Source organism: Paenibacillus sp. CAA11, from assembly GCF_003060825.1.
Taxonomy (GTDB): Bacteria; Bacillota; Bacilli; order Paenibacillales; family Paenibacillaceae; genus Fontibacillus.
In genome coordinates this window covers 1,834,511-1,859,106 of record NZ_CP028922.1, presented here as the reverse complement: position 1 = coordinate 1,859,106, position 24,596 = coordinate 1,834,511, and the positions used below count along the sequence as shown (strand labels likewise).

28 protein-coding genes are annotated in these 24,596 nt (G+C 45.4%); all 28 read right to left on the bottom strand.

Annotated features, from left to right (window positions below; all coding sequences use genetic code 11):
• Positions 1-23: 23 nt before the first annotated feature.
• Positions 24-1,112: a flagellar biosynthesis protein FlhB gene (gene flhB / locus DCC85_RS08810; RefSeq protein ID WP_108465247.1), complete on the bottom strand. Its 1,089-nt coding sequence runs from the start codon at positions 1,110-1,112 to the stop codon at positions 24-26.
• Positions 1,113-1,128: 16 nt separating this feature from the next.
• The gene (fliR, locus tag DCC85_RS08805; protein ID WP_234414392.1) at positions 1,129-1,923 is read right to left on the bottom strand and encodes a flagellar biosynthetic protein FliR; all 795 of its coding nucleotides are present in this window, start codon (positions 1,921-1,923) and stop codon (positions 1,129-1,131) included.
• A 4-nt stretch (positions 1,924-1,927) separates the two neighbouring features.
• A complete protein-coding gene (gene fliQ / locus DCC85_RS08800; RefSeq protein WP_108465246.1) occupies positions 1,928-2,197 on the bottom strand; it encodes a flagellar biosynthesis protein FliQ in 270 nt (89 codons plus the stop codon).
• 53 nt (positions 2,198-2,250) lie between these two features.
• Positions 2,251-3,003, bottom strand: coding sequence for a flagellar type III secretion system pore protein FliP (fliP, locus tag DCC85_RS08795; protein ID WP_108465245.1), 753 nt, complete (start codon positions 3,001-3,003; stop codon positions 2,251-2,253).
• Entirely contained in the window at positions 3,000-3,512 is a 513-nt protein-coding gene (locus tag DCC85_RS08790; RefSeq protein WP_108465244.1) for a flagellar biosynthetic protein FliO, read from the bottom strand. The genes fliP and DCC85_RS08790 overlap by 4 nt, the downstream gene beginning before the upstream one ends.
• A gap of 9 nt (positions 3,513-3,521) precedes the next feature.
• On the bottom strand, positions 3,522-3,887 hold the full coding sequence (locus DCC85_RS08785; protein ID WP_108465243.1) for a response regulator: 366 nt from the start codon (positions 3,885-3,887) through the stop codon (positions 3,522-3,524).
• Positions 3,888-3,913: 26 nt separating this feature from the next.
• The gene (gene fliY, locus DCC85_RS08780; protein WP_108465242.1) at positions 3,914-5,152 is read right to left on the bottom strand and encodes a flagellar motor switch phosphatase FliY; all 1,239 of its coding nucleotides are present in this window, start codon (positions 5,150-5,152) and stop codon (positions 3,914-3,916) included.
• Positions 5,142-6,140, bottom strand: coding sequence for a flagellar motor switch protein FliM (gene fliM, locus DCC85_RS08775; RefSeq protein WP_108465241.1), 999 nt, complete (start codon positions 6,138-6,140; stop codon positions 5,142-5,144). Before fliM ends, fliY begins: the two co-directional genes overlap by 11 nt.
• Before the next feature lie 43 nt (positions 6,141-6,183).
• A complete protein-coding gene (locus DCC85_RS08770) occupies positions 6,184-6,657 on the bottom strand; it encodes a flagellar basal body-associated FliL family protein (protein WP_108465240.1) in 474 nt (157 codons plus the stop codon).
• The gene (locus DCC85_RS08765) at positions 6,654-6,878 is read right to left on the bottom strand and encodes a flagellar FlbD family protein (RefSeq protein ID WP_108465239.1); all 225 of its coding nucleotides are present in this window, start codon (positions 6,876-6,878) and stop codon (positions 6,654-6,656) included. The genes DCC85_RS08770 and DCC85_RS08765 overlap by 4 nt, the downstream gene beginning before the upstream one ends.
• Positions 6,879-6,938: 60 nt before the next feature.
• Positions 6,939-7,757: a flagellar basal body rod protein FlgG gene (gene flgG, locus DCC85_RS08760; protein ID WP_108465238.1), complete on the bottom strand. Its 819-nt coding sequence runs from the start codon at positions 7,755-7,757 to the stop codon at positions 6,939-6,941.
• Between the two features lie 98 nt (positions 7,758-7,855).
• The gene (locus DCC85_RS08755; RefSeq protein WP_108465237.1) at positions 7,856-8,239 is read right to left on the bottom strand and encodes a TIGR02530 family flagellar biosynthesis protein; all 384 of its coding nucleotides are present in this window, start codon (positions 8,237-8,239) and stop codon (positions 7,856-7,858) included.
• Positions 8,236-8,754 (bottom strand): flagellar hook capping FlgD N-terminal domain-containing protein, encoded by a 519-nt coding sequence (locus DCC85_RS08750; protein ID WP_108465236.1) that lies wholly within the window; start codon positions 8,752-8,754, stop codon positions 8,236-8,238. Before DCC85_RS08750 ends, DCC85_RS08755 begins: the two co-directional genes overlap by 4 nt.
• A 33-nt stretch (positions 8,755-8,787) precedes the next feature.
• Positions 8,788-10,080 carry a flagellar hook-length control protein FliK gene (locus DCC85_RS08745; protein WP_234414391.1) on the bottom strand — a complete coding sequence of 431 codons (1,293 nt, stop codon included), beginning with the start codon at positions 10,078-10,080 and terminating at the stop codon, positions 8,788-8,790.
• Positions 10,081-10,106: 26 nt separating this feature from the next.
• Positions 10,107-11,042, bottom strand: coding sequence for a MotE family protein (locus DCC85_RS08740; protein WP_108465234.1), 936 nt, complete (start codon positions 11,040-11,042; stop codon positions 10,107-10,109).
• A gap of 51 nt (positions 11,043-11,093) precedes the next feature.
• The gene (gene fliJ, locus DCC85_RS08735; RefSeq protein ID WP_108465233.1) at positions 11,094-11,537 is read right to left on the bottom strand and encodes a flagellar export protein FliJ; all 444 of its coding nucleotides are present in this window, start codon (positions 11,535-11,537) and stop codon (positions 11,094-11,096) included.
• Between the two features lie 10 nt (positions 11,538-11,547).
• Positions 11,548-12,867, bottom strand: a complete 1,320-nt coding sequence (gene fliI, locus DCC85_RS08730) for a flagellar protein export ATPase FliI (RefSeq protein WP_108465232.1) — start codon at positions 12,865-12,867, stop codon at positions 11,548-11,550.
• Positions 12,864-13,697 (bottom strand): FliH/SctL family protein, encoded by an 834-nt coding sequence (locus DCC85_RS08725; RefSeq protein WP_108465231.1) that lies wholly within the window; start codon positions 13,695-13,697, stop codon positions 12,864-12,866. Before DCC85_RS08725 ends, fliI begins: the two co-directional genes overlap by 4 nt.
• The gene (fliG, locus tag DCC85_RS08720) at positions 13,690-14,706 is read right to left on the bottom strand and encodes a flagellar motor switch protein FliG (protein WP_108465230.1); all 1,017 of its coding nucleotides are present in this window, start codon (positions 14,704-14,706) and stop codon (positions 13,690-13,692) included. Before fliG ends, DCC85_RS08725 begins: the two co-directional genes overlap by 8 nt.
• A gap of 14 nt (positions 14,707-14,720) precedes the next feature.
• The gene (gene fliF, locus DCC85_RS08715; RefSeq protein ID WP_108465229.1) at positions 14,721-16,316 is read right to left on the bottom strand and encodes a flagellar basal-body MS-ring/collar protein FliF; all 1,596 of its coding nucleotides are present in this window, start codon (positions 16,314-16,316) and stop codon (positions 14,721-14,723) included.
• A 33-nt stretch (positions 16,317-16,349) separates the two neighbouring features.
• Complete coding sequence (fliE, locus tag DCC85_RS08710; protein ID WP_108465228.1) at positions 16,350-16,655, bottom strand: flagellar hook-basal body complex protein FliE; 306 nt, start codon at positions 16,653-16,655, stop codon at positions 16,350-16,352.
• Positions 16,656-16,687: 32 nt separating this feature from the next.
• Positions 16,688-17,143 (bottom strand): flagellar basal body rod protein FlgC, encoded by a 456-nt coding sequence (gene flgC, locus DCC85_RS08705; protein WP_108465227.1) that lies wholly within the window; start codon positions 17,141-17,143, stop codon positions 16,688-16,690.
• 3 nt (positions 17,144-17,146) lie between these two features.
• On the bottom strand, positions 17,147-17,560 hold the full coding sequence (gene flgB / locus DCC85_RS08700) for a flagellar basal body rod protein FlgB (protein WP_108465226.1): 414 nt from the start codon (positions 17,558-17,560) through the stop codon (positions 17,147-17,149).
• 380 nt (positions 17,561-17,940) lie between these two features.
• The gene (hslU, locus tag DCC85_RS08695) at positions 17,941-19,353 is read right to left on the bottom strand and encodes an ATP-dependent protease ATPase subunit HslU (protein WP_108465225.1); all 1,413 of its coding nucleotides are present in this window, start codon (positions 19,351-19,353) and stop codon (positions 17,941-17,943) included.
• 57 nt (positions 19,354-19,410) lie between these two features.
• Positions 19,411-19,953: an ATP-dependent protease subunit HslV gene (gene hslV / locus DCC85_RS08690; protein WP_108465224.1), complete on the bottom strand. Its 543-nt coding sequence runs from the start codon at positions 19,951-19,953 to the stop codon at positions 19,411-19,413.
• Between the two features lie 20 nt (positions 19,954-19,973).
• A complete protein-coding gene (trmFO, locus tag DCC85_RS08685) occupies positions 19,974-21,296 on the bottom strand; it encodes an FADH(2)-oxidizing methylenetetrahydrofolate--tRNA-(uracil(54)-C(5))-methyltransferase TrmFO (RefSeq protein ID WP_108465223.1) in 1,323 nt (440 codons plus the stop codon).
• A 20-nt stretch (positions 21,297-21,316) separates the two neighbouring features.
• Positions 21,317-23,422 (bottom strand): type I DNA topoisomerase, encoded by a 2,106-nt coding sequence (gene topA, locus DCC85_RS08680; protein WP_108465222.1) that lies wholly within the window; start codon positions 23,420-23,422, stop codon positions 21,317-21,319.
• A gap of 62 nt (positions 23,423-23,484) precedes the next feature.
• Positions 23,485-24,570: a DNA-processing protein DprA gene (gene dprA / locus DCC85_RS08675; protein ID WP_108465221.1), complete on the bottom strand. Its 1,086-nt coding sequence runs from the start codon at positions 24,568-24,570 to the stop codon at positions 23,485-23,487.
• Positions 24,571-24,596: the final 26 nt, after the last annotated feature.

Sequence of the window (24,596 nt, the reverse complement as noted above, 5' to 3'; positions counted from 1 at the left end):
CTTAATGGCCTCCGATCCCGAAATTATTTCACTTTACCTTTTAGTTTGTATACATAAGCCAGCACTTCAGCTACAGCCTGGAAAAGATCTGCAGGAATCGAATCCCCGATTTCAGCCCTGCTGAACAAAGCGCGTGCAAGCGGCTTGTTTTCCATAGTTATAACGCCATGTTCTTTGGCTATTTCTTTAATCCGAAGCGCGACATAATCCTGCCCTTTCGCAATGATCTGCGGCGCATCCATCTCAGATCCGTCATACTTCAACGCGACGGCAAAATGGGTCGGGTTTGTGATAATGACATCCGCCTTCGGCACTTCCTGCATCATACGCTGCATGGCCATCCGGCGTTGTCGTTCGCGAATTTTCCCCTTGATCAGGGGATCGCCTTCCATTTTTTTGTACTCATCTTTGATGTCCTGTTTTGACATCTTCAAGCTCTTCTCATGTGAATAACGCTGGTACATGTAATCGGCGGCAGCCAGCACTAGAAGGGCCACGCCAATTTCAAGTCCTAGCTTCATAGTCAAACTTGCCGTATAGGAGAATGTTTGCTCTGCTCCAAGGTGACCTAGTTTAGAAATGTTCTCTTTTTCATCCATCAAAGTCATGTACACAAGAACGCCAATAATCACTAATTTTAGGACTGACTTTAAGAACTCGACCATAGATCTCATCGAAAAAATATTTTTAAAACCTTTGATCGGATCAAGCTTGCTAAACTTTAGTTTTAAAGGATCCCCCGTTAGTAGGAATCCAACCTGAATATAGTTGGCAATAATCCCTACTACCATGACGGTAAGCAGCACTGGAGCGAGTAAGAGTAAGACTTGCATTCCAATATTCCCAAACATCGCTATTACACTTTCTTTAGTTATTTCCATACTTAAGCGGTGCAAGAAAATATCAGTATACAATGAAACTAAGTGTTTCTTGTAATAGTCACCAAAGACTAGCAGACAAAGAAAAGCGGAAAGTAGAACCAGACCTCCAGACACATCCATACTTTTGGCTACCTGGCCTTTTTTACGGGCATCCTGCCGTTTTTTTGGTGTGGCCTTCTCAGTCTTCTCACCTGAAAACAATTGCAGGTCGAGTTCATAACGCAAAGCCAATGCTATTCCTTCCTTCCTACTGCGGTCTGCTACCAAGAGTTCCAAGCAGATTTTCTAAAGACTTAAACAGAATTTCAAATAGATATTGGAAAGCTAGTACAAAACTTGACATCATCAAAAGTAGTAAAACAAGTCCAACAATAATTTTAAGAGGAATTCCAATAACAAATACATTGAATTGCGGTGCAGTTTTAGCTAAGAAGCCGAGAGCTACGTCTGTTAAGAATAAAGCTACAACAAGTGGTGCAGACATTTGAAAAGCGATCATAAACGCTTCAGTGAATGTTCTTAACAAAAATTCAGCAACACTGCCACCCGCAAGCCTGGAAAAAACCTCATTCTTCAGGGGAATCCAATTGTAACTACGAATGATTGCTTGCAGAAGATAATGATGACCATTCATTCCTAGGAACATTAACATTCCAACCATGTACTTAAAATTACCGATGACAGGAGCTGAGGCTCCGGTCATTGGATCAATGATGTTCGCCATACCAAAACCGATTTGAATATCAATAAAAGAACCCGCCATCATAATTACAGTAAACATTAAATACGCAACATACCCTATAAGTAATCCCACGAGAATCTCTCTAAATATAAAAATGATGAAGGTCAAATCCATCGGTACGCTTTGCTGGGTCCCATAGACCAAATAAATCATTAAAGAAATAATTCCGGCAAATCCTACTTTAAAAGTATTCGGCACATTTCGCGATGAAAACACGGGAGAAACTACAAAAAATGCTGTAATTCGACAAAAAATAAGCAAAAAAACAGAGAATCCTTGCAGCACCATTTCTGTTGTCATGCCGCTAACCAATATAACTGGACAAGTTATTTAATATCCCGTAAGTAAAATCCACAAGTGTTGTCAAAATCCATGGGCCGAATAACAGGAGCGCAAGTAGTACTGCAACGATCTTTGGCACGAAAGCCAGCGTCTGCTCCTGAATTTGAGTCGTAGCTTGAAATATACTAATCACCAAACCAACGACAAGTCCAAGGATCAGCATTGGAGCACTAACTTTCAGTACGGTATAAACGGCTTGTCCGGCCAATCCGATAATAAACTCCGAACTCATAACCGTCCCCCTTGGTGTTGTTAATATAGTTTCATACGGTTTTTAAACGATTGTCATGTGCCGAAACTTTGTAGGAGTGATTTAACGACCAGGTACCATCCATCTACTAAAACGAATAGCAAGATTTTAAATGGTAATGAGATCATAACAGGAGGCAGCATCATCATCCCCATTGCCATTAAGGTACTAGACACCACAATATCGATGATCAAAAAAGGAATGAAAATCATAAAGCCCATCTGAAAAGCCGTCTTCAGCTCACTAATCGCGTAGGCCGGCACAAGCACAGTCAGCGGAATATCTTGATAGCTATTTGGCTTCTCTGTCTTGGTGTAACTCATAAAGAGCTGCAGGTCCTTGGTACGCGTATGGGAATACATGAATTTCTTCATCGGTACGGCTGCCTTTTCCAGGGCTTGGGTCTGGGTGATCTCCCCTTTAAGGTAAGGCTGTAAAGCTACATCGTTCACTGCCGAAATGGTTGGACTCATAATAAACAGAGTAAGGAATAGTGCAAGACCTACCAACACCTGATTGGGAGGGGTGGTCTGCGTCCCCAGAGAACTGCGTACAAAGCCTAACACCACGACAATACGCGTGAAGCTGGTCATGAGTACCAGAATTGCTGGAGCCACACTGAGCACGGTCACCATAAGCAGGATTGAAAGTGAACTGGTGCTAGGCTTGCCGCCGGAATCCCCCACTTGAATATTGATATCAGGAATCGGATCAGCTGCCGAGGCCGTAGCCGCAAACACGCTGAATAACATTAGCAATAATGCAATAATTACAAGCTTCTTCTTCATGGATTCCTCAACCGATCTGTAGATTGTTCCTCCTGCAGAATTTCTTCCATCTGCTTTTTGCGGTTTGGCAAATCCCGCAGCTTTGTTTCAAAGACTTCGTGAAAAGTTGTGCTGTCGAGTTCTTCTTCTACTGCAGGAGCTCCCTTGCGGAATCGCGTTTTGAGCGTAGCCACTATGGAGGATAAGCTGCCGAGATCGGCAGCTTCCTCTTCAAAAGCGCCTACCAATTGTGCCACCTGCTGCGGATCCGAAATTTTGTCAACCAGTGTGACATCCTCACCAACACCCACTAAGTAAATGCTTGATCCGATTTCGATCACTTGAAGCGACTTATTCTGTCCTAGCCCTACTGCCCCAAGTGTGCGAATTGACCGGCTCTTAGAGAACATTTGATTTCGTCTGCCAAGAAAGCGGATAAGAAGAACGATAAGCGCAATGATAATGGCCAAAACGACAATAACGGTAAGGATACTTGTTACTGGATTATAGTCGTTATTGTTTGGAGTCATATTTTACAGTTAAATGCCCAGGGTCTTGTTGATTGCTTCAATAACCCGGTCAGATTGGAACGGCTTCACGATAAAGTCTTTTGCCCCTGCTTGAATCGCATCGATAACCATTGCCTGTTGGCCCATCGCGGAACACATAATTACCTTAGCAGCCGGATCCATGTTCTTGATTTCCTTAAGTGCAGCAATTCCATCCATCTCTGGCATTGTGATATCCATAGTGATCAGATCTGGACGCAGCTCTTTGTATTTCTCAATCGCTTGTGCGCCGTCTTGTGCCTCACCTACTACTTCAAATCCGTTCTTTGTCAGAATGTCCCGGATCATCATTCTCATAAATGCAGCATCGTCTACGATAAGAATTCGGTTTGCCATTGATTAAAAATCCTCCCTGTACTTCTCTATTGTAATTTTTGTATTCGGTCCCATTGACTTACGATATCCGTGACACGGACACCGAAGTTTTCATCGATAACGACAACCTCACCCTTGGCAATCAGCTTATTGTTCACCAGAATATCGACAGGTTCACCTGCCAGCTTGTCCAGTTCAATAATAGAGCCTTGGGACAGCTCAAGGATGTCCTTAATCTGCTTCTGGGTCCTTCCTAATTCTACGGTGACTTTAAGGGGAATGTCCATCAGTAAGTTCAAATTATTTTCATCAATATGATCAAAAGCTGGTGACTGTAAATTTGAGAACTGTACCGGTTGAACATTTACGTTCCGTCCTGGCATCGCACCATAATGCTGAGGCTGATGCATCGGTTGCTCATAGTAAGGCTGCTGCGGCATCATAGGCTGCTCGTAGTATGGCTGTTGCGGCATAGCCTGTGGCTGCTGAGGTGCTTGCATCGGCGGCTGCTGCGGCGCCTGCTGCTGTGCTTGAGGCTGCTGTTGCTGCACCGGTTCGGCAGCTGCCGTTGCGGCTGCTGTTTGAGCTTCAGCCTGATTGTTCTCAGGAGCAGAACCTCCAATGAGATTATTGACCATTTCCTTAGCAAAGTGTACCGGAAGAAGCTGCATGATTGTCGAATCAATCAAATCCCCGATGGTCAAGCGGAATGAAATTTTGATGAGCGTTTCATCGGGCGGGAGACTGGCCACGCCATCTCCGCTCTCCATGTTCAAGATATCGATCCCTGGTGGCGAAATGTTAACAAACCGGTTAAAGATCGTAGACATGGAAGTTGCAGAGGAACCCATCATTTGATTCATTGCTTCTTGCACGGCGCTTATATGAATTTCGTTCAACTCTTCGTCCGCGGGATTTCCTTCTCCGCCCAGCATCAAGTCAGCAATGACCTGAGCATCTCTCGTCTTAATGACCAAAGAATTGATCCCCTCAAATCCATCCACATAAGTCACATGAACAGTTACATGGGGTTTGGGAAATTCAGTTTCAAATTGGCTTCTAGTGATGATAGAAACCTTAGGGGTAGTAATATCTACTTTTTTACTAAGCAAAGTTGAAAGAGCCGTTGCTGCACTGCCAAAAGTGATGTTCCCAATCTCGCCCAGGGCATCTTGCTCAAGTGCAGTCAGGTAATCATCCACGGATGGTTCGGACGTCTCTTGGCCGCCTGCCTGCTTTAACAGAGCATCGATCTCTTCTTGGGATAAATAGTCTTTACTCGTCAAATTCTTCAACTCCTTCGTTGACAATTTCATCAATTTGAACGGCTACTCGATCTTTTATGGTGCCTGGACTGCCAACGTACTTCAATCTCTCGCCAACCAGAACAGAAAGTCCTTCACCAACTTGCTTATTGAGCGAAATAACATCTCCTACAGACAAGCCTAAAAACTCTCTGATGGATAACTGCGACTCGCCAAGTTCTGCAACGATTGGCAGCTTTGTTTTACTTACTCTGGCTTGAAGTGCATCAATTTCCTCAGGAGCCCGTGATTTTTTCTGTGAGACAAACCAATGGTGTACCGATAATTTAGGCATAATAGGTTCGATGACGACATGCGGAATACATAAATTGATCATTCCGGAAGTATCACCAATCTTTGTACTGAGTGAGATCAAGGCAATCGTCTCATTCGGAGATACAATTTGCATAAATTGTGGGTTAGTCTCTAAGGCTTCCATTCTTGGAGACAGGTCAATGACCGTTTTCCAAGCCTCTTGCAGACTTTCGAAGGCACGACTGAAAATTCGTTCCATAATCGTTGTTTCGATTTCTGTAAGTGAATTGATCTTGGAAGGTGCGGTGCCAACTCCGCCTAATAACCGATCTAACATAGCATAGGCTACATTTGGGTGAACCTCCAGAACCATCCTGCCCTCCAATGGTTCAGCTTCAAAAATGTTAAGGATCGTCATCTTAGGTATTGATCTGATAAATTCGTCATAAGGCAGTTGTTCTACTTGAACCACACTAATTTGTACAAAAGTACGAAGCTGTGCTGAAAAATAAGTAGTTAGGAATCTTGCAAAGTTCTCATGTATTCTAGTTAAGCTGCGAATATGATCTTTTGAAAAGCGAACCGCTCTTTTAAAATCATAGGCACGAATTTTTCGTTGGGTTTCTTCTTTCTTGAGTTCCTCAGCATCCATCTCACCTGACGACAATGCAGCGAGTAATGCGTCAATCTCATTCTGCGATAATACATCTACCAAATAACTCACCCCCTTCAAGAAATAAATTCATCGAGTATTCAGTTTAAATTTGTGTGATTTGAAAATCTGTAATCTCGACTTGAATCACATTTCCCTCAGGAAGAATTTTGTTAATCTGATCAAGCAGTTTGGCGCACAACTGGTCTTTACCTTTAGCCCCATTTAACTCTTCCGGTTTTGAATCTGCGAGTGTCTTGATGATGATCGGCTTCACTTTGTAAACCGCAATCTGGTCAAAAGCTTCTTTCGCTTTTTCATCATTTAATTGGAAAGCAAAGTCCATTTTTACTAGATAGCTCGGATCAGACAGATTTGTTTTAATACCTTCGATCACTGAAGTAACTTTTACAATTTCTTCGGCCGTTAATTTCTTCACTACAGCTTCTGTGTTCGTATTATTCGTTGTGGTATTCGCGTTATTTTTGTTGTTCATGTTGTTCATAACCAGGAAGGCGGCCAATACGATTAGTGTAATGGATAACAATATCGTGATCAGCCATGGGGCCATCTTCTTCATGACAATTCCTCCGTTTGTTGCACTTTAATAGTTGCTGGGTGTAACCCTATTGCTTTGTAATACTGCGTTACCATGTTGACGATTTCCTCGGCGCTTTGAAGCACGATCATCCGCTTCCCCGTCACTAGGTTAATGTAAGTGTCAGGGGTCTCTTCAACGGATTCAATCATCAATGCATTAAGCCACAAGGACGAACCATTCAGCTTCGTTACTGATATCATGCTGCCCTCCGGAGATTAGCGGGGGGAAGGAAGTTTCCCCCTCTCCCCGGCTTTATATTACTAGCGTTTCAAATTAACGACTTCTTGAAGCACCTCGTCAGAAGTTGTAATAATCCGAGAGTTTGCTTGGAATCCTCTCTGAGCCACGATCATTTCCGTGAATTCGCCAGTAAGATCCACGTTAGACATTTCTAGCTGTCCTGCAATGATTGCGCCTGTTCCGGCCTCAGCATTGTTAGCTGTGGTCACCTCCAGCTCGCCATCTGCATTGGCGTTCAGAGTCATGCGATACATATTGCTTCCGATTTTCTCAAGCCCTTCAGGGTTGGTGACTTTAGCCACACCAATCTGAGGACCATCTGAAGTTGTACCATCTTCATTCTTTTGCACGATTGTACCGTTTTGGCTAATGGTAAAAGCAGTTACTGTATCTTCAATTGTAATCGGATCTCCTCCAGCACCTAGAACAAGCATTCCGTCAGATGTTACCAAGTTTCGAGCAGCATCCAAATGAAAATCCCCTGCTCTTGTTAGATAAGGAGTTTCCTGATCTTGTGAGAGCTTCACCAGGAAGAAACCATCACCGTCAATCCGCATATCCAGAGGATTATTTGTTGTTTGAGCACTGCCAGCAGTGTGCAGAGTATCAATGGATCCAATGGATACTCCCAAACCAACTTGTTTAGCGTTAACTCCCCCAACTTCTCCTTCAGTCGGAGCGGTAACTCCACTCATCGTCTGACTCATAATGTCCTTAAACATGACTCGACCAGACTTAAAGCCTACTGTATTCACATTGGCGATATTGTTGCCAATTACATCAAGCTTGGTTTGAAACCCGCGCATGCCCGAAACACCCGAATACATCGATCTTAACATTGAATCAATTCCTCCTTGATATAGTTATTGGCGGATTTACTTCATTCGATCTGCAAATCCTAAGTGGCTTTCCGTATCCGGGCCAGCCGAGTATTGTATTAAATAATCACAGCACTATCGATCTGAGTGAAAACATTATTTTTCATACTGCTTCCATCCATTGCAGTAACAACCGTCCGATTGTTTATATTCACAATCAACGCTATATCTTTCATTAAGATCAAGGAATCTTTGGCGCCTTTTTCGGCGGCGTTATCGATAGCTCTCCCTATCTTACCTAATTGTTCAGGCCGCAGCTGAATACCGCGTTGCTCCAGTCTTTTGGCAGCATGGTTACTGATCTTTACCAAACTATCCTGAAGTGCTTCCTTGAAGGAGGAACCTGGAGTTGGTGTTAAGTCTTGTTTGGTTGCACGTTGTGGCGGTAAACTTGACTGAATCCTTCCTGGATAAATACTACCTATAGAGATTGATTCACTCATGGTGTACCTTCCCCCCCAGTATTTCCACTCTCTTTAGGGACAGTTGTAGGTGGATTGTCAATCTGTAGGATCTTATCAATTGCAACTTCCTTGTCACCAATTTTGGCATATTGTACACCTGAACGTATAACGATTGAATCTACAGTCCCGGATGAATAGACTGAGGGCTTTTTCTCTTTATCCATTGAATATTCCAATGGGTCTTTGCTTGTCTCATCAACCCAAGTAACCTTTTTGCCAATCAGACCGGATATGCTGCCGAGGGATTGATTCAAATTAGTGATCCCAGATGAAATATTCATCAATTGCTCGACAGAGGTGAATTGAGCCATTTGCGCAATAAATTCTTTATCTTCAAGTGGCTGCATGGGATCCTGATTTCTCAACTGGGTAATCAATAATTTTAGAAATTGATCTTTCCCCATGGTTTTAGTCTCTTTTGATGCTGCCTGTTTTACGTTAGCAGTCGAATAATTGGGCCACATTACATTTGGATAAGATGTTGAATCCGCCATGTTCTTCCTCCTTTCTGTTTGAATTTATCGAGATTATACTTTAGCTGTAAATGAGCTGCCGTAGCCGTCATCATTATTTCGGGCTTCCCGAACCCACTCATTCCAATCTTCTAGTGTCTCAATGGTAGCCAAGCCTTCATCATCTTTGACACTCTGCTTCTTCCCGTTTTGACGCTGCTGTGAGCCGCTACTTCCAGGTTGCCGCCCATCTTGATACATATGCGAAGATAGAGAACTGTTCTGGGTTACCTCGATCTTATCCACCTGCAAACCTTGAGTTTGCAAAGCGGTTCGAAGCTGTGCCATCTGCTGTTCGAGTGAGTCTTTGGCAAAGGCATGTTCGGTTACAAATTGAGCAACGATCATTCCGTTATGAAGGGAGATCTTCACATCAACTTGACCGAGATGCTCAGGCGTAAGAGAAATCTTGGCTTCAGTCATTCCTTGAAGCTTAACAATTTCCAACTTGTTCACTACAAACTTTTCCATTTCCTGACTAAAACGTTCGACAGGCACCTGAATAGGAGTCCTAACCGTCATAGTAGCAGAGGAATCCTTTAGCTGAAGCTGCCCAGCGGTGACAATGCTTCCAGAGAAAAGATGGTCGTCTGGTTGATCCTCGTTAGCAGTCACACTTGCTGTTGTCTCCGCCGACAATTGTTTTCCACTGTCCTGAACTAACTGATCTAAAGATTGTCCTGTAACAGTTCGAACATCACTAGGAGTACCATTACTAGTACCAGTAGCATCGAATGATTTGGATAACTCCGTCCCAGAAACTAGATGCTGAAGAGCTTGAACAAGTTGTTTAGACGTCTCTTTAAAATTTTTGTTCCCCTGTTCCTTACCTAACTTCCCAAGAAGTTGTGTTAAAGTGTCTTGAACAGCAAATCGTAGTGTTTCTGGTTGCTCTGCCAGCTTCAATACAGCTGTCTTATCCTCAGCATTGTTAGCTGAACTAGGCTGTAGAAAATTCATCACCTGCTGAATCCAGCCTTGCAGCAATCCCATTAAAGAGGGATCCTGCTCAATTGCATCATCTAGACTGTCTATTCCCTGTAGTAAATCTCCAATTGCTTTGATCTCTTCAGGAATCTCTTCAACTGTATTTTCAGCTGATGTAAGAGATGACATTAGTTGAGCGAGTCCAGATACTGAATCAGCATTTATTTGTTCTGTAGCAGTCCCACTTAGCAGCAGCTGAAGGAGTGACTGATTAAAAGCAGGGGCTGTCGAACCAACTGCCTGTCCTTTGCTGCTTCCACCTGTTGCATTAATAGCTGATCCGGAAGTGTTAGCAGATACGTTTGCTGCAACTATACTCATTTTTTCACCTCCTTCCATACGTTAGATTATTTGCTTACCAGCTTGTTTAAGATTTTGGCTGTTTGATCGGGGTCTGCTGTAGACATAGCTTCAAGAATTTTTGATCTTGTAGCATCATCCACGGCATGTAAGATGCTCAGTGTCTTCTGAGGGCTGATCTTGTTGGTCTCCAGCAGAAGACTAGCTGCTTTGTCCGCATTCATGGCTGCAAAGGTCTGACTTAATTGTGTCGAATCAAGACCGGTTACAGAACTAGTGGACGTGCTTGAGTCGGAATTAGTCGCTTCCTTCTTGAGTCGTGATTGTAGAGCGGCAATCGACAGATTCTCTGAGTTTTGGCTATCCTTCATCCGGATTGAAATTTCTGCGGCCTTTTTAGGATCCATTTTCTCGAGAATGGCTGTTTTACTGTCAGATGACATAAGTCCAAGAAGCTGTACATTTTCTTCCGTTGTCAGATTTTCCATAATTGCAGCAGCTTTGCCCGCATTCATGGAACCATACAATTGAGCTAGCTTCTTCACTTGTTTCTGGTATGCTTCATCGGCCTCCGCTGCCTTCTCTTCAGCCTTTTCTTCTTCAACCGTCTTCGCCGCATCCAATTGGGACTGCAAGTCCTGAACCTGGGTCTTCTGCTGAGTTGCGGCTTCATTTGCCTTTTTCAGCTGATCTTCCTGTTCCGCTACTTTGCTCTTTAATTCCTTAATGGTAGCTTCAGAGCTCTTCTCCTGAGTCTTTGCTTTGCCATCTGCTGTGCTGGATTCCTCAGGATCAGGTACCCACTGCTTTACAATTGGAATCTGGTTCAACAAACTCAGCGCTTCCTTGCGAATATTCATATTTAGCAAGGTGAGCAGGACTCCTAATAGAACTATCGTGAACAATATCGGTGTAACAAAAAACATAAATCGTGCGAATCCGCCGCTGGATTCCTTCTCTTCTTCCAAGTCATTCTGTGCCATTCCTACTCCTCCTTCGCACCAAACCTACACCTGCTGCCCTTCACAATCCGCTCAGCGGGTGTTCATGGCAAACCGGACTGAAGCCATCTCATCCAGCTCACTTTGTTCCCGGAGGAGCACTTGCTGCTGAAATACACTTAGAGCCTTCTCCTTAGCTTTCAGCCATACTTTTTCATCTAGCATCTTGTTATTGAGCTGTGCCTGCTTGACTTCTACCTTCCGCTCGGCGTAATCCACGTCTTCAATCTTCTTCTGAATACAATGGTCCAAGTAGTCAGCATACTGCTGCATTTCCTGCAGTTGTGATAATGACGAGCTCTTCTCCGCCATCTCTTGAATAGCGGCGATGACTCGCTGCCGATCCTCCTGGAGCTGAAGCAAACTGCGCTGCTCCGCTTGAAGCTCGCCAATTGCCGCCGAAAGCATCCACTCCGCTTGCGTTTTTTCGTTCGTTTTCAGATCCAGCACTTTCTGATAAGTGTAGTTGAACTTCATCTTTCTTAGATCATCCTCTCGCGAATTCGGCAATCAACTGCTGCTGAGTCTCAGCCAGCGTTGTCTTCTCATCTACTTTTTGTTTGGTGAAATTCCATATGCTATCAATGAAATCAATCGCTTCATCAATCTCGGGATTAGAGCCCTTTTGATAAGCTCCAATATTGATCAGATCCTCTGAGTTCTTATATACCGCTAGCAGACGTTTGAGATTATTAGCTGCTTCGGTCTGCTCCTCTGGAGCAATATCCTTCATTACACGGCTGATGCTGGCCAGAATATCGATCGCTGGAAAATGTCCACGGTTGGCGATATTTCTGTTCAGCACAATATGTCCATCCAAAATGCCTCGAACCGCATCAGCGATCGGCTCATTCATGTCATCGCCATCAACCAGAACGGTATAAAAAGCGGTGATAGAGCCTGATGGACCTGTACCTGCCCGTTCGAGCAGCTTTGGAAGGGCGGCGAATACCGATGGCGTGTAACCGCGCATAGCGGGAGGCTCCCCAACGGCAAGCCCGACTTCACGCAAAGCCATCGCATACCGTGTTACGGAATCCATCATGAGCATGACATTCAGACCGCGGTCTCTGAAATATTCAGCGATCGTCGTAGCAATCAGCGCACCCTTCATCCGAATGAGCGCCGGCTGGTCTGAAGTAGCTACGATGACAACTGATCGAGCCAAGCCTTCCGGACCTAAATCTCTCTCAATAAAATCGAGCACTTCGCGGCCCCGTTCCCCGATTAGACCGATGACATTCACATCGGCTGCCGTATTTCTGGCAATCATGCCCATCAGGGTGCTTTTACCTACCCCAGAACCGGCAAAAATACCAACCCGCTGCCCCTTACCTATCGTAAGCAGTCCATCAATAGCTCTGACACCGATGCTGATCGGCTCTTGAACGCGAGGTCTGTTAAGAGGATTGCTAGGCTTGTTATACGTAGAATAATGCCCCATTCTTGAAGGCAGCATGGATTCATCAAGCGGCTGACCCAAGCCATCAAGCACCTTGCCCAGAAGCTCGGAGCCCACTTGAACCGTCAATGGCTTGCCAGTCCCTACGACATCACATCCGGGACCAATGGAGTGCAGTTCGCCTAGAGGCATCAGCAGCACCTTATTGTCTCTAAACCCTACGACCTCCGCCTTCAACGGGACGGTCGCTTTATTCGGGTAGATATAACAAACCTCTCCAATACTTGCGTCCGGTCCCTCGGATTCAACCATAAGCCCGATAACCTGGGTCACCTTCCCATTCACCCTGACAGGATCAAGGGATCTCAGATGCTCAATATACTGGTTAGGATCAGGATTCCTCATGACTCAGTCCCCCGCTCCTCCTGCTGCAGTGAGATCCGCAGCAGTTCCTTCTTAATCTCAGACAATTGTGTATCAATTCTTGCATCAACGCTTCCATAAGCAGACCTGATCACACAGCCCATATCCTTTACAGAAGAGTCGGGCAGTATTTGCAGTTCCGCCTGAGAGTCGATCACCAAGCTAAGTTCTTCTCTGGATGCTTGTACAAAGGCAAACTGCGACGGAGCTACGCACAAGGTCAGGATCCCCTGTTCCCGTTTGCGCCCCAGATTTTCTTTAATGAGCTCAATCACATAGTCCGGTTCGTTGGTAAGCTGTCGATCGATGACTTTCTCTGCGATCGCACAGCTTAACTCCACAAGAAAAGGCTCCGCTTCCTGAATAATCTGATCTTTAGCAACATGAGCCTCACTTAGTACACGCTGAGCTTCACTCATCATTTCATCTATCTTTTGCTGAAGATTGGCAGCAGCCTGGGCTTTCCCTTCCTCATAACCATCATGAAAGCCCTCTGCTTTTATAGCCTCAATGAAGTGCTCATCCTGCTCACGCCGCTCTTGCCACCAGGCTTCAATCTGCTCACGAGCTTCGGCCAACATTCGTTCCGCTTCCTCTGAAGCTTCACGAATTTGTCGGTCGGCGAATTCTTTAGCGTCTGCTAAAATCTCTTTGCGCGACTCTTCAGCTTCACTAATCCTATGATCAACAGCAGTATTCAGTTCATTACTGCCGGCCTCAGAGTCCATGGAGGTCTCGTATCGTTTGGCTAAGTCCAATTGCTTCAAGTTATCCACAGGAATGTACTGGGTAGCTTTAATCAAATTAGACAATGATGTCATCTCCTCCACCGCGAGCGATTATAATTTCACCTGATTCTTCCAATCTGCGGATGGTAGCTACAATGCGAGTCTGTGCTTCTTCCACATCACGCAGCCGCACAGGCCCCATGTACTCCATTTCTTCCTTGAAGGTGTCCGCCATCCGTTTGGACATATTGCGGAACACCGCCTCCCGGACTTCCTCGCTTGCCACCTTGAGAGCCAGCTGCAAGTCCGCGTTATCAATGTCACGAATAATGCGCTGAATCGAACGATTGTCCACATTGACAATATCCTCGAAGACAAACATCCGTTTTTTGATTTCTTCTGCCAATTCAGGATCTTGAATCTCGAGAGAATCGAGAATGGTACGTTCCGTTCCTCGGTCAACACCATTCAAAATCTGCACAATGGATTCAATGCCGCCAGCAGTTGTGTAATCCTGAGTTACAGTAGCGGAAAGCTTCTGCTCAAGAACACGCTCTACCTGAGAAATAACCTCCGGTGAAGTGCTGTCCATTACCGCAATTCTTCTGGCCACTTCGGCTTGTTTTTCCTGAGGCAGGGAGGACAGAATGATAGCTGACTGCTCAAACTGTAAATAGGACAGGACAAGAGCAATAGTCTGGGCATTTTCATTCTGAATAAAATTAAGAATCTGATTCGGATCCGCCTTACGAGCAAAATCGAAAGGTCGAACCTGTAAGGTTGCCGTCAATCGGCTGATAATATCTGAAGCCTTCTGCTGACCCAGAGCTTTCTCCAAAATTTCCTTCGCGTAGTTAATCCCACCTTGGGAGATATACTCCTGTGCCAAGCAGATTTGATGGAACTCAGCCATTATCATTTCTTTCTCAGCGTTGTCCACCTTGCGTACGTTTGCGATTTCCAGTGTTAACTGTTCAATTTCATCATCTCTTAGATGTTTAAAAATTTGTGCAGAAACCTCCGGTCCAAGCGTAATCAATAAGATTGCAGCTTTCTGCTTGCCGGTCAGCCCCTGAGCGTTCGTTTTAGACAATGCGTTCACCTCTATTAGTCCTCAGCAAGCCAAGTGCGGAGCAGGTTGACGAATTCTTCCGGTTTTTTCTTGGCCAACGTTTCCAATTGTTTGCGTACTTGGTCCTCATTCCCAATCGTTTCCAAGCTGATTGAAGGGAACTCTGTCGGCACTTGCAATGGAAGATCTTCTTCCATCTCTTCTTCTTGCTTCCGTCTACGGCTTCTAAAGATAAGAATGCCGGCAACAGCTGCAACCAACAATGCAGCAGCTCCAATTCCACCCCAAAGCAACGTTTTAGAAATACCGGACGAGGTCGTTTCTGTATCGCCACTTTCAAAAGCTTGGGAAAATACCGAAACTTTTTTAGTTAGATCTGCGTCTGTATAAGTAGTTCCAGAATCAGCCAAATATGAAGCAACAATATTCTTCAAAATGTTCTGAATAGCATCACTTGTTGTTTTATCCAAAGTTTCTTTTCCTGCAGGTGGTTCAACCAGAACATTAATGGTTAAATCTTTTACAGTGTAAGGACTAACAATAATGTCTTTGGTGATATGATTGACCTCATAGTTTATCGTCGATGAATTTTGCTCCGAGGTTGTATCTCCGCTAGAAGTAGAGGAAGGATATCCTGGTACCTCTTCTTGACCCGTACCAGCTACTCCGCCATCTGCACTTCCCTTACCTGTATAACTGTTCTGCACTTTTTGGGCACTGATTTCGATCCCTTTCATATTCTCCGTGTCTACCGGAGTAACCAGTTTGTCGTTCTCACGAATCTGATCGAAGTTCAGTTTAGAAGCCACCAGTACGTCTACCTTGTCTGGCCCTGTAAGCTTTGAAAGGAATTGCTTCACCGCAGCTTTAACATCACTTTCAAATTTTTTCTGCAGCGCCATATTTTCTTGTACCGCACCTGTCAGACTAGCGGATGTACCACCTTTACCTGAAGGTAACAATACACTGTCGTCACTGCTGTTAATGGTAATATTCTCTACCGGCAGATTCGGAACAGCTGTTTTCACAAGATTGAAATACCCGTCAATATTGTCTTGCGTAGGGCGGAAGCCCGGTTGGAAATCCATAACTACCGAAGCTGATGCTTTTTCTTGCTCTTCCGGACTTGCAAATACGTTTTCGGTCGGAAGATTAATTAGGACTTTTGCACCTTGAACACCCTGCATTCTTCTGAGGAGCTGTTCAACTTCACCATTAAGCGCGCTCTTGTACTTCACATTGAATTCGCTGTCTGTCATCCCGATGGGAGACGAGCTGGAGCCAAATGTCTCGTTAAAGCCGATAGAACCGTTCTTGACGATCCCTTGTGAGCCGATATCAACTTTTACACGAGCAGCCTGTGTACTAGGAACGGAAATGCTCGTTCCATCCGGGCTCAGCTTATATGGAACACTGCTGGAATCCAGCTGCTTGATAATCCCAGCTGCATCTGTGGAATCTAGCCCTGTAAACGCTACTTCATACTCCGTTTTGGAGAACTGCATGGTGAGCAGAATGATGGCCGTCAGTATGATTACGACGGTTGCGATTAATAGTGTCTTTTGTTTTTTGCTGAAATGATTCCAGTACTGGACAACCCTGTCTTTGTACTGGGCGATTCTCTCATTCACATTGTCACCTCATCCGGAACTTTGCTGTACATATTACATTTGCGTTCGCATAATCTCTTGATAGGCTTCAATCACCTTATTACGAACCTGCGAGGTAAGCTGCAAACTTAATAGTGCTTGTTCCGATGCCACCATAACTTGATCAACATCCACTTCTCCCAAAAGGAACTGGTTGTTCAGCTTCTCGACATTTTGTTCTTGTCCGGCTACGCCGTCTATAGCATCTTTCAAATAAGAACCAAAATCCTTAATTGTCTCAGCTGGTGTTGCCGCTTGCCCAGTAGTTTCTGGCTTAATCGCTTGCAGCGGCTGCAGGGCTGACGAAATATTTTGAATCATAACTTTTCCTCCTATCGAGTCAAGTAATTAGCTTATTTACCAATCGATAACGCCTTGGTAACCATCGACTTTGATGCGTTAAATGCAGTTACATTAGCTTCATAAGACCGGGAAGCAGACATCATATCAACCATTTCCTTCAAGATGTCTACATTCGGCATGTATACATAACCTTCACTGTTGGCATCCGGGTGCGTCGGATTGTATACCGGCTTAAGCGGCGATTGATCTTCCTTTATTGCTGCTACCTTTACGCCTTGACCACCTGAGCTCTGACCATTGACCGCTCCCTGAAGCACATTGCTGAAGGAATTGGGCTGATCGGAAGATAATACTACCATCTTTCTCCGGTAAGGAACCGCCTGACCATTCTCCACCTTGGCTCTAGTTGTTTCGGCATTTGCAATATTAGAAGAGATTACGTCCATGCGTAGACGCTGTGCTGTTAGTGCCGAAGAACTAATGTCAAAACTGTTACTAATCCTCATGTACTAGCCTCTCCCCTCGATTGCTGTTCGCATCATCTTGATTCTATAGTTCACCTGCTCTATGTACGAGTTGTACCGAAGCTGGTTCTCTGCAAGCAATGACATTTCACGATCCACATCTACGTTGTTCATATTGTTGTTCATTGAAGTGCTCTGGTCTGTCGTAACGACCGGCTGAGGCACTTGTCCAGATGTTGAACCAATAACAAAATGCCTAGTGTCTGTACGCTTCCCCTCAATCTCCGAAGTTGCTCCATTCAGCTCATTTTGCAGCAATGATTCAAAGGACACATTTTCTCGCTTAAAGTGTGGTGTATCCACATTTGCTATGTTATTGGCCAAGACACGCTGTCTAGTATCAGCGGCCTGGATCGCTGTTTGCATCTTATCAAAAGTAGTTCCATTCAGCAGCTGCATCTTAATTCCCCCCTCCTTTCATCCTATACATTTTTAGGTGAAGTAATTATTTCTACAAAAGTTGATAAATACCTCTTACATTCGACAATTTTTTAACTATTTAAAGTCTTTCTATTGTCCTAATTTGGGAAAAAATTGATTAAAGTCGTATATCCTAAGTTTCTTCGACTTTGGGTCATAATACAATAAGAAAAAAGGACTATCTTTTTAATTAAAATGGTAGAATTTTGTATGATTATATAATAATTTCGTTTCACCATATCAAATCCTGTCAATTATCGACGTTTTGGTCCTACAAATCACGACAAAATAAAAAAACACCAACCATTACTCCTACTTCACGTAGGAAAAAGGTCGGTGTTTAAAATTAAATATTAAATTTACAGAATATACTGACTTAAGTCTCGGTCTTGGGCAATATCCCCTAGCTTCTCGCGCACATACTGTGGCGTAATCACCATGCGGTCCAAGGTTAGCTCTGGAGCCTCAAAGGATAAGTCCTCTAACAGCTTTTCTAAGATCGTATGCAGCCTTCTGGCACCAATGTTCTCATTGTTCGCATTTACGGTTGCTGCAATGCTGGCAATCTCGCGTATAGCCTCCGGCGAAAACTCAATTTCAATGTCTTCCGTCCGAAGCAGCTCCGTATATTGTTTTGTTAGAGCGTTCTTAGGTTCTGTTAAAATTGACACAAAATCTTCCAAAGTTAGACTATTGAGCTCTACGCGAATGGGGAAACGCCCTTGCAGCTCGGGAATTAAATCAGCCGGTTTGGCAATGTGGAACGCACCTGCCGCAATAAAGAGAATGTAGTCTGTTTTGACAGGACCGTACTTGGTCATGATGGTAGAGCCCTCGACAATAGGCAATATGTCCCGCTGAACCCCTTCTCTGGATACATCAGGGCCTGAGCCTTGGCCGCGGCTTGCAACTTTATCAATTTCATCAATGAAAATGATGCCCGACTGTTCTGCTCGATGAATCGATTCCTGAATGACATCCTCTTGATCAATCAGCTTATTAGCTTCCTCTTGAGTGAGTACCTTTCGAGCCTCTCTAACGGATAATTTACGCTTTTTGGTTCTACGTGGCATGAGGTTTCCAAGCATCTCCTGCATGTTCATCCCCATCTGATCACCTTGACCGGCAAACATATCCATCATAGTAGGCGTATTATCCTCTACATCAATCTCGACAAGGGTATCCTCCATTTGGCCTGAGAGCAACTGGAAGCGTACCTGACGGCGCCTTTCCACCAAAGCTGCATCCTGCTTCTCTTCTTCATTCGAAGCCGAGTCAGCCCCATTCTGATTAGCCTGATGGTTCCCAAAGATCATTTCGAAGGGATTTCGCTGATTTTTGGATTTCTGCTCCGAAGGAACAAGGATTTGAACTAAGCGCTCATTGGCCTGCTCCTCAGCCTTATCCCTAACCTTCTCTGTCCGCTCAGCTCGCACCATACGGATCGAGGTTTCAATCAAGTCTCGTACCATAGATTCTACATCCCGGCCTACATAACCTACCTCAGTAAATTTGGTAGCCTCCACTTTGACGAACGGGGCACCCACGAGCTTCGCCAACCGCCGTGCAATTTCGGTCTTACCTACTCCCGTTGGACCGATCATAAGAATATTCTTCGGAACAATCTCATCGCGAACCTCGTCGCTCAGCCGGCTCCGGCGATAACGATTACGCAAAGCTACAGCCACTGATTTTTTCGCCGTTTTTTGACCAACGATATATTTATCTAACTCCGCCACAATTTGTCTTGGGGTTAAGGATTGACTGTTCATGGGACCCTCCTATCTAGTGTTCATCCTAAATTGGCCCTAGGACACCTCTATTTCATTCTATAACTCTTCAACGACAATATTACTGTTCGTGTACACACAGATCTCGGAAGCCACTTGAAGCGCCTCTCTCACCATGTCCTTGGCTTCCAGTTGAGTTGCATTGCGCTTTAGAGCCCGAGCGGCTGACAGAGCAAAGTTACCTCCTGAACCAATAGCCAGAATATCATCATCAGGTTCAATAATTTCGCCGCCTCCTGAGATAAGCAGCATTCCCGAATGGTTCATAACGATCATGAGCGCCTCCAGCTTCCTAAGAACACGGTCCTGCCGCCAATCTTTTGCCAGCTCAACGGCAGCACGCTGAAGGTTCCCATGATGCTCTTCCAGCTTGCCCTCAAACTTCTCGAACAGTGTGATCGCATCCGCTACAGAGCCAGCAAACCCGGCAAGCACTTGGCCGCGATACAGTCTGCGCACTTTTTTTGCGGTTTGCTTCATGATCACACTTTCTCCAAAAGTCACCTGTCCGTCTCCGGCAATGGCTCCCTTGCCGTTATGCCGAACCGCACAAATTGTTGTGGCGTGAAAAGATAAATCCATCTTTAGACACCTTCCTTTCGTTAATTAACCGCCGCTCCTGACATAAAGCTGCGCAAGCTATCCAGTGCACGATGCGCTAATGCCTCGTTCTTCTCCTTCTTCTGGCGAATGCGCTGCTCAAGCTTCGGAAGCAGTCCGAAATTCGCATTCATTGGCTGAAAATGCTTGAAGTCTGCCGTGGTGATATATCTGGCCATACTCCCAAGCGTAGTATCCTCTGGGAACACAATGCCTTCCTGCGACTGAGCTGCTTTGGCAGCGTTAATGCCAGCAATAAGTCCGGAAGCCGCCGATTCCACATATCCTTCAACCCCTGTCATCTGACCAGCAAAGAAAAGGGTAGGACGGGTTTTTAGCTGATAGGTCGGTTGAAGCAGCTTTGGAGAATTAATAAAAGTATTGCGATGCATAACTCCATAGCGAACAAACTCAGCATTTTCTAGTCCAGGAATCATAGAGAACACGCGTTTTTGTTCTCCCCACTTAAGATGTGTTTGGAATCCCACTAGGTTATATAAAGTTCCTGCTGCGTTGTCCTGACGGAGCTGAACCACAGCATGAGGCAAAGTTCCTGTGTGCGGATTAGGAAGGCCAACAGGTTTCATTGGACCAAACAGCGCCGTTTGCTTTCCGCGTTTCATCATCACTTCGATTGGCATACAGCCCTCAAAGTAAATCTCCTTCTCAAACTCTTTAATCTGGGCAACTTCTGCCGTAATTAATGCATCATAAAAAGCATTGAATTCTTCCTCTGTCATCGGGCAATTCAAATAAGCGGCCTCCCCCTTGTCATAACGGGAAGCCAAGTATACCTTATTCATATCAATGGAGTCTTTCTCCACGATCGGCGCTGCTGCGTCGTAGAAATAAAAATATTCTTCACCGGTAAGACGCTTGATTTGCTCGGAGAGAGCCGGAGAGGTCAAAGGCCCCGTAGCAATAACCACGATGCCCTCTGACGGAATCTCCTGTATCTCTTCATTTACTACCGTAATCAACGGATGATCATGAAGCGTGCTAGTAATTTCGCCGGAGAAACCGTCACGATCCACGGCCAATGCCCCCCCTGCCGGAACGGCATTGCGGTCCGCTGCACCGATAACCAATGAGTCCAGCATGCGCATTTCTTCTTTTAATACGCCTACCGCATTGGTTAAGCCATTGGCCCGCAGCGAGTTGCTGCACACCAGCTCAGCAAATTTGTCGGTATGGTGCGCGGGCGTTTTTACAACGGGACGCATCTCGTATAGTGTTACAGGCACTCCCCGTTTAGCGATCTGCCAGGCCGCCTCACTGCCGGCCAAGCCTGCGCCAATCACGGTAACCCTCTGTTGTTCTGTCAATTTCATACCCTCCATTAATGTTACAACTCAGCTGTTTCTTCCTGATCTTCCTCAACCATTTCCGAATGGTCACAAGAGGTGCATTGCAATTTGATGCCCTGCTTGCTGCGCTTCTCCACCATCAATGAACCACAGCTTGGACAAGGCTTGGTAGATGGCTTATCCCATGATACGAAATCGCACTCCGGATACCGATTGCAGCCATAAAAGACCCTACCCTTTTTACTGCGCCGCTCCACAACATGCCCTTCCTTACATTTCGGACAGGTTACACCAATGTCCTTAATGATAGGCTTAGTATTCCGGCAATCCGGGAAGCCAGAGCAGGCGAGGAATTTGCCAAAACGGCCAAGCTTGTAAACCATGGGGTTTCCGCATTTCTCACATATTTCATCCGAGACTTCATCTTCAATCTCGATTTCCTTCATTTCCTCTTCTGCTACTTCCAGGCGCTTCTCAAAGGATTCATAAAACTCGTTCAGTACCCGAACCCAATCCTCTGATCCTTCTTCAACATGGTCGAGGTCCCCCTCCATGTTAGCGGTAAATTCCACATTCAGAATTTCCGGGAAAAATTGCTCCATCTGCTCAATAACCAGCTCACCGAGCTCTGTGGGCATAAACTTCTTCTCCTCTACTGCAACATATCCACGCTTTTGAATAGTTTCGAGGGTTGGAGCATAGGTGCTTGGCCGCCCAATTCCGAGCTCCTCCAAGGTTTTCACAAGCCTTGCCTCCGTATAGCGCGGAGGCGGCTGGGTAAAGTGCTGTTTCGGTTCAATAGATTCCGTAACAAGCTCGTCTCCTGATTTCAATGGAGGCAGGAATTTATCGTCCTCTACAGCGTTCCCGTCATCATTACCTTCCACATATACCTTCATAAAGCCTGGAAAACGGACCTTGGATCCTACGGCCCGGAAAGTAACCTCATTAGCCCGAATATCTACGGATAAGGTATCCAAAATGGCGGATGCCATTTGGCTCGCCATAAAGCGTTCCCAAATCAGCTTATACAGGCGGAATTGATCCCTGCTTAATATCGGTTTGATCGATTCAGGGTCACGCAGAGCTGCAGTCGGTCTAATGGCCTCGTGAGCATCCTGGGCATTTGCAGCTTTCTTCGAATATTGACGCGGTGTTTCAGGCGTGTAGTCGGCTCCATACTTGCCTGTAATGTACTCTCTCGCCTCTTCCTGAGCTGATGCAGCAATTCGAGTAGAGTCCGTACGCATATAGGTAATCAAGCCTACCGTGCCTTCCTTGCCCAAATCTACGCCCTCATAGAGCTGCTGAGCCACCGACATCGTCTTTGCTGCTCTGAAGTTCAACTTACGTGCTGCCTCCTGCTGCAAAGAGCTTGTCGTAAAGGGCGGCGATGGATGACGCAGACGTTCCTTTTCCTTCACATTCTGAACAACAAAAGAAGCCCCCTCAATAGCCTGCAGGATTTGCTTCACATCGGCTTCGCTGGAAAGCTCCTTCTTCTCACCCTGATATTGATGAAACTTGGCTTCGAAAGTGCTTTCAGCGATTTTGAGTCCGGCGGTAATACTCCAATACTCTTCAGGCTCAAAAGCGGCAATTTCATTCTCACGATCCAGAATAATCTTCACAGCAACAGATTGCACGCGTCCGGCGGATAAGCCTTTCTTTACTTTCTTCCATAACAACGGACTGATCTTATACCCCACCAGCCGGTCCAGAATACGTCTTGCTTGCTGCGCGTTTACCAAATCCATATTAATCTTGCGGGGGGTCTTGAACGCATCCTTAACCGCCTGCTTCGTAATTTCATTGAATACAACCCGGCAGTCCTCTGTTTGATCCAAGTCGAGTACGTGAGCCAGATGCCAAGCAATGGCTTCCCCCTCACGATCGGGGTCAGCTGCCAGATAGACTTTCTTTACTTTTTTGCGGGCGTCCTTCAACTCTTTAAGAACGGAGCCCTTCCCTCGAATCGTTATATACTTAGGGTTGAAATCATTCTCTACCTCAACACCAATTTGGCTTTTCGGCAGGTCCCTAACATGACCCATCGACGCCTTGACAATATACTTGCTGCCCAAGTATTTGCCAATCGTCTTAGCTTTGGCTGGTGATTCCACAATGACAAGTGAATCTGCCATAGGCCCTCCTCCTCTCACATTAAACCTAATACAATCTTTGTTTATGGCCAGCCCGAACAGGGCTACACTAGTTTATAAATTGAACCGGCTAGCTGAACAGCCTGCTTTTTTATGATTAAAGATAACAGAACTGAATGCAAAAGTCCAAATTCCCAACCTGTCAAAGCCAGCAGCTCATCGAAAGCACGATTCCCCTGCTCCAACATATGGTATATGCGATCTTCATTCTCTGTCAACTTCTTTCCATTCTGCATATTCGCGAGTTCGTTGCTACCAGCTCTCGCCCATCCATATTCGTCCAACACGTCCTCTGGTCCTGTAACCAGCTTGGCCCCCTGCTTGATCAGATTCAAAGTTCCTTTACTCTTAGGTGAAGTAATAGGCCCAGGGACAGAGAAAACATCCCGATTAGCCTCAAGGGCAGCATCTGCCGTTATAAGAGAGCCGCTCCTTTCGTCTGCTTCAACTACAATGGTGCCTTTTGTAATCCCGGCAATGATTCGGTTACGCTGGGGAAAGAGGCCAGGATGTGGAGGTGTTCCAATAGGATATTCCGAAATCACCAGGCCATACTCAGCTATCTGATGATAAAGGGACGTATGCTCTGGAGGATAAGGCTTATCGATGGCTGTGCCAAGGACTGCGATGGTAGATCCCGGACTTCGGACAGCCGATTCATGACAAATCCCGTCGATCCCTTTGGCCATTCCGCTTACGATGGTAACCCCTGAATTCCCCAAAGATTCAGCAAGCATTTGCCCAACCTTTCGACCATAAGCAGTGGGTATCCGAGTTCCTACCATAGCAATGGAGCGCGGCGAATTTAGCAGTTCGGTCCGCCCTTTTGCATAGATCACCCAGGGTGGCCGTACCGTTTCTTTCATTAATATAGAATATTCTTGATCTAGTGGTGTCAGCGGAGTAATATGGTTTGCTGTCATCCGCGCCAGACGCTGTTCAATCCATTCGGCCGTAAACTCCTTCTCCATCCGTTCGGCTAGCCTCGCATTTAAACCATGCCGCTTCCAGTCTTCGATGTCAAATTCAAGCGCATGAGGCCACTCCTCACTTGATAGAATGCGTGACATCGTCTTCCATCCAATTCCTGTACTTTCATGGAGACCGATCATAATATCCTTCTTCTTCATAATAACCTCCTAAATTTGCACAAGAA

Excerpts from the sequence above, each read along its gene's own strand:
- hslV (WP_108465224.1), bottom strand. The coding sequence starts at position 19,953 with ATGGATTTATCTTTTCACGCCACAACAATTTGTGCGGTTCGGCATAAC.
- DCC85_RS08765 (WP_108465239.1), bottom strand. The coding sequence starts at position 6,878 with ATGATATCAGTAACGAAGCTGAATGGTTCGTCCTTGTGGCTTAATGCA.
- DCC85_RS08770 (WP_108465240.1), bottom strand. The coding sequence starts at position 6,657 with ATGAAGAAGATGGCCCCATGGCTGATCACGATATTGTTATCCATTACA.
- fliJ (WP_108465233.1), bottom strand. The coding sequence starts at position 11,537 with ATGAAGTTCAACTACACTTATCAGAAAGTGCTGGATCTGAAAACGAAC.
- fliE (WP_108465228.1), bottom strand. The coding sequence starts at position 16,655 with ATGATTCAAAATATTTCGTCAGCCCTGCAGCCGCTGCAAGCGATTAAG.
- flgC (WP_108465227.1), bottom strand. The coding sequence starts at position 17,143 with ATGAGGATTAGTAACAGTTTTGACATTAGTTCTTCGGCACTAACAGCA.
- topA (WP_108465222.1), bottom strand. The coding sequence starts at position 23,422 with ATGGCAGATTCACTTGTCATTGTGGAATCACCAGCCAAAGCTAAGACG.
- fliP (WP_108465245.1), bottom strand. The coding sequence starts at position 3,003 with ATGAAGAAGAAGCTTGTAATTATTGCATTATTGCTAATGTTATTCAGC.
- DCC85_RS08790 (WP_108465244.1), bottom strand. The coding sequence starts at position 3,512 with ATGACTCCAAACAATAACGACTATAATCCAGTAACAAGTATCCTTACC.
- dprA (WP_108465221.1), bottom strand. The coding sequence starts at position 24,570 with ATGAAGAAGAAGGATATTATGATCGGTCTCCATGAAAGTACAGGAATT.
- DCC85_RS08785 (WP_108465243.1), bottom strand. The coding sequence starts at position 3,887 with ATGGCAAACCGAATTCTTATCGTAGACGATGCTGCATTTATGAGAATG.
- DCC85_RS08755 (WP_108465237.1), bottom strand. The coding sequence starts at position 8,239 with ATGAGTGAATCAATCTCTATAGGTAGTATTTATCCAGGAAGGATTCAG.
- flgB (WP_108465226.1), bottom strand. The coding sequence starts at position 17,560 with ATGCAGCTGCTGAATGGAACTACTTTTGATAAGATGCAAACAGCGATC.
- DCC85_RS08750 (WP_108465236.1), bottom strand. The coding sequence starts at position 8,754 with ATGGCGGATTCAACATCTTATCCAAATGTAATGTGGCCCAATTATTCG.
- DCC85_RS08740 (WP_108465234.1), bottom strand. The coding sequence starts at position 11,042 with ATGGCACAGAATGACTTGGAAGAAGAGAAGGAATCCAGCGGCGGATTC.
- fliQ (WP_108465246.1), bottom strand. The coding sequence starts at position 2,197 with ATGAGTTCGGAGTTTATTATCGGATTGGCCGGACAAGCCGTTTATACC.
- hslU (WP_108465225.1), bottom strand. The coding sequence starts at position 19,353 with ATGAACAGTCAATCCTTAACCCCAAGACAAATTGTGGCGGAGTTAGAT.
- fliI (WP_108465232.1), bottom strand. The coding sequence starts at position 12,867 with ATGAGGAATCCTGATCCTAACCAGTATATTGAGCATCTGAGATCCCTT.
- DCC85_RS08745 (WP_234414391.1), bottom strand. The coding sequence starts at position 10,080 with ATGAGTATAGTTGCAGCAAACGTATCTGCTAACACTTCCGGATCAGCT.
- fliR (WP_234414392.1), bottom strand. The coding sequence starts at position 1,923 with ATGACAACAGAAATGGTGCTGCAAGGATTCTCTGTTTTTTTGCTTATT.
- flgG (WP_108465238.1), bottom strand. The coding sequence starts at position 7,757 with ATGTTAAGATCGATGTATTCGGGTGTTTCGGGCATGCGCGGGTTTCAA.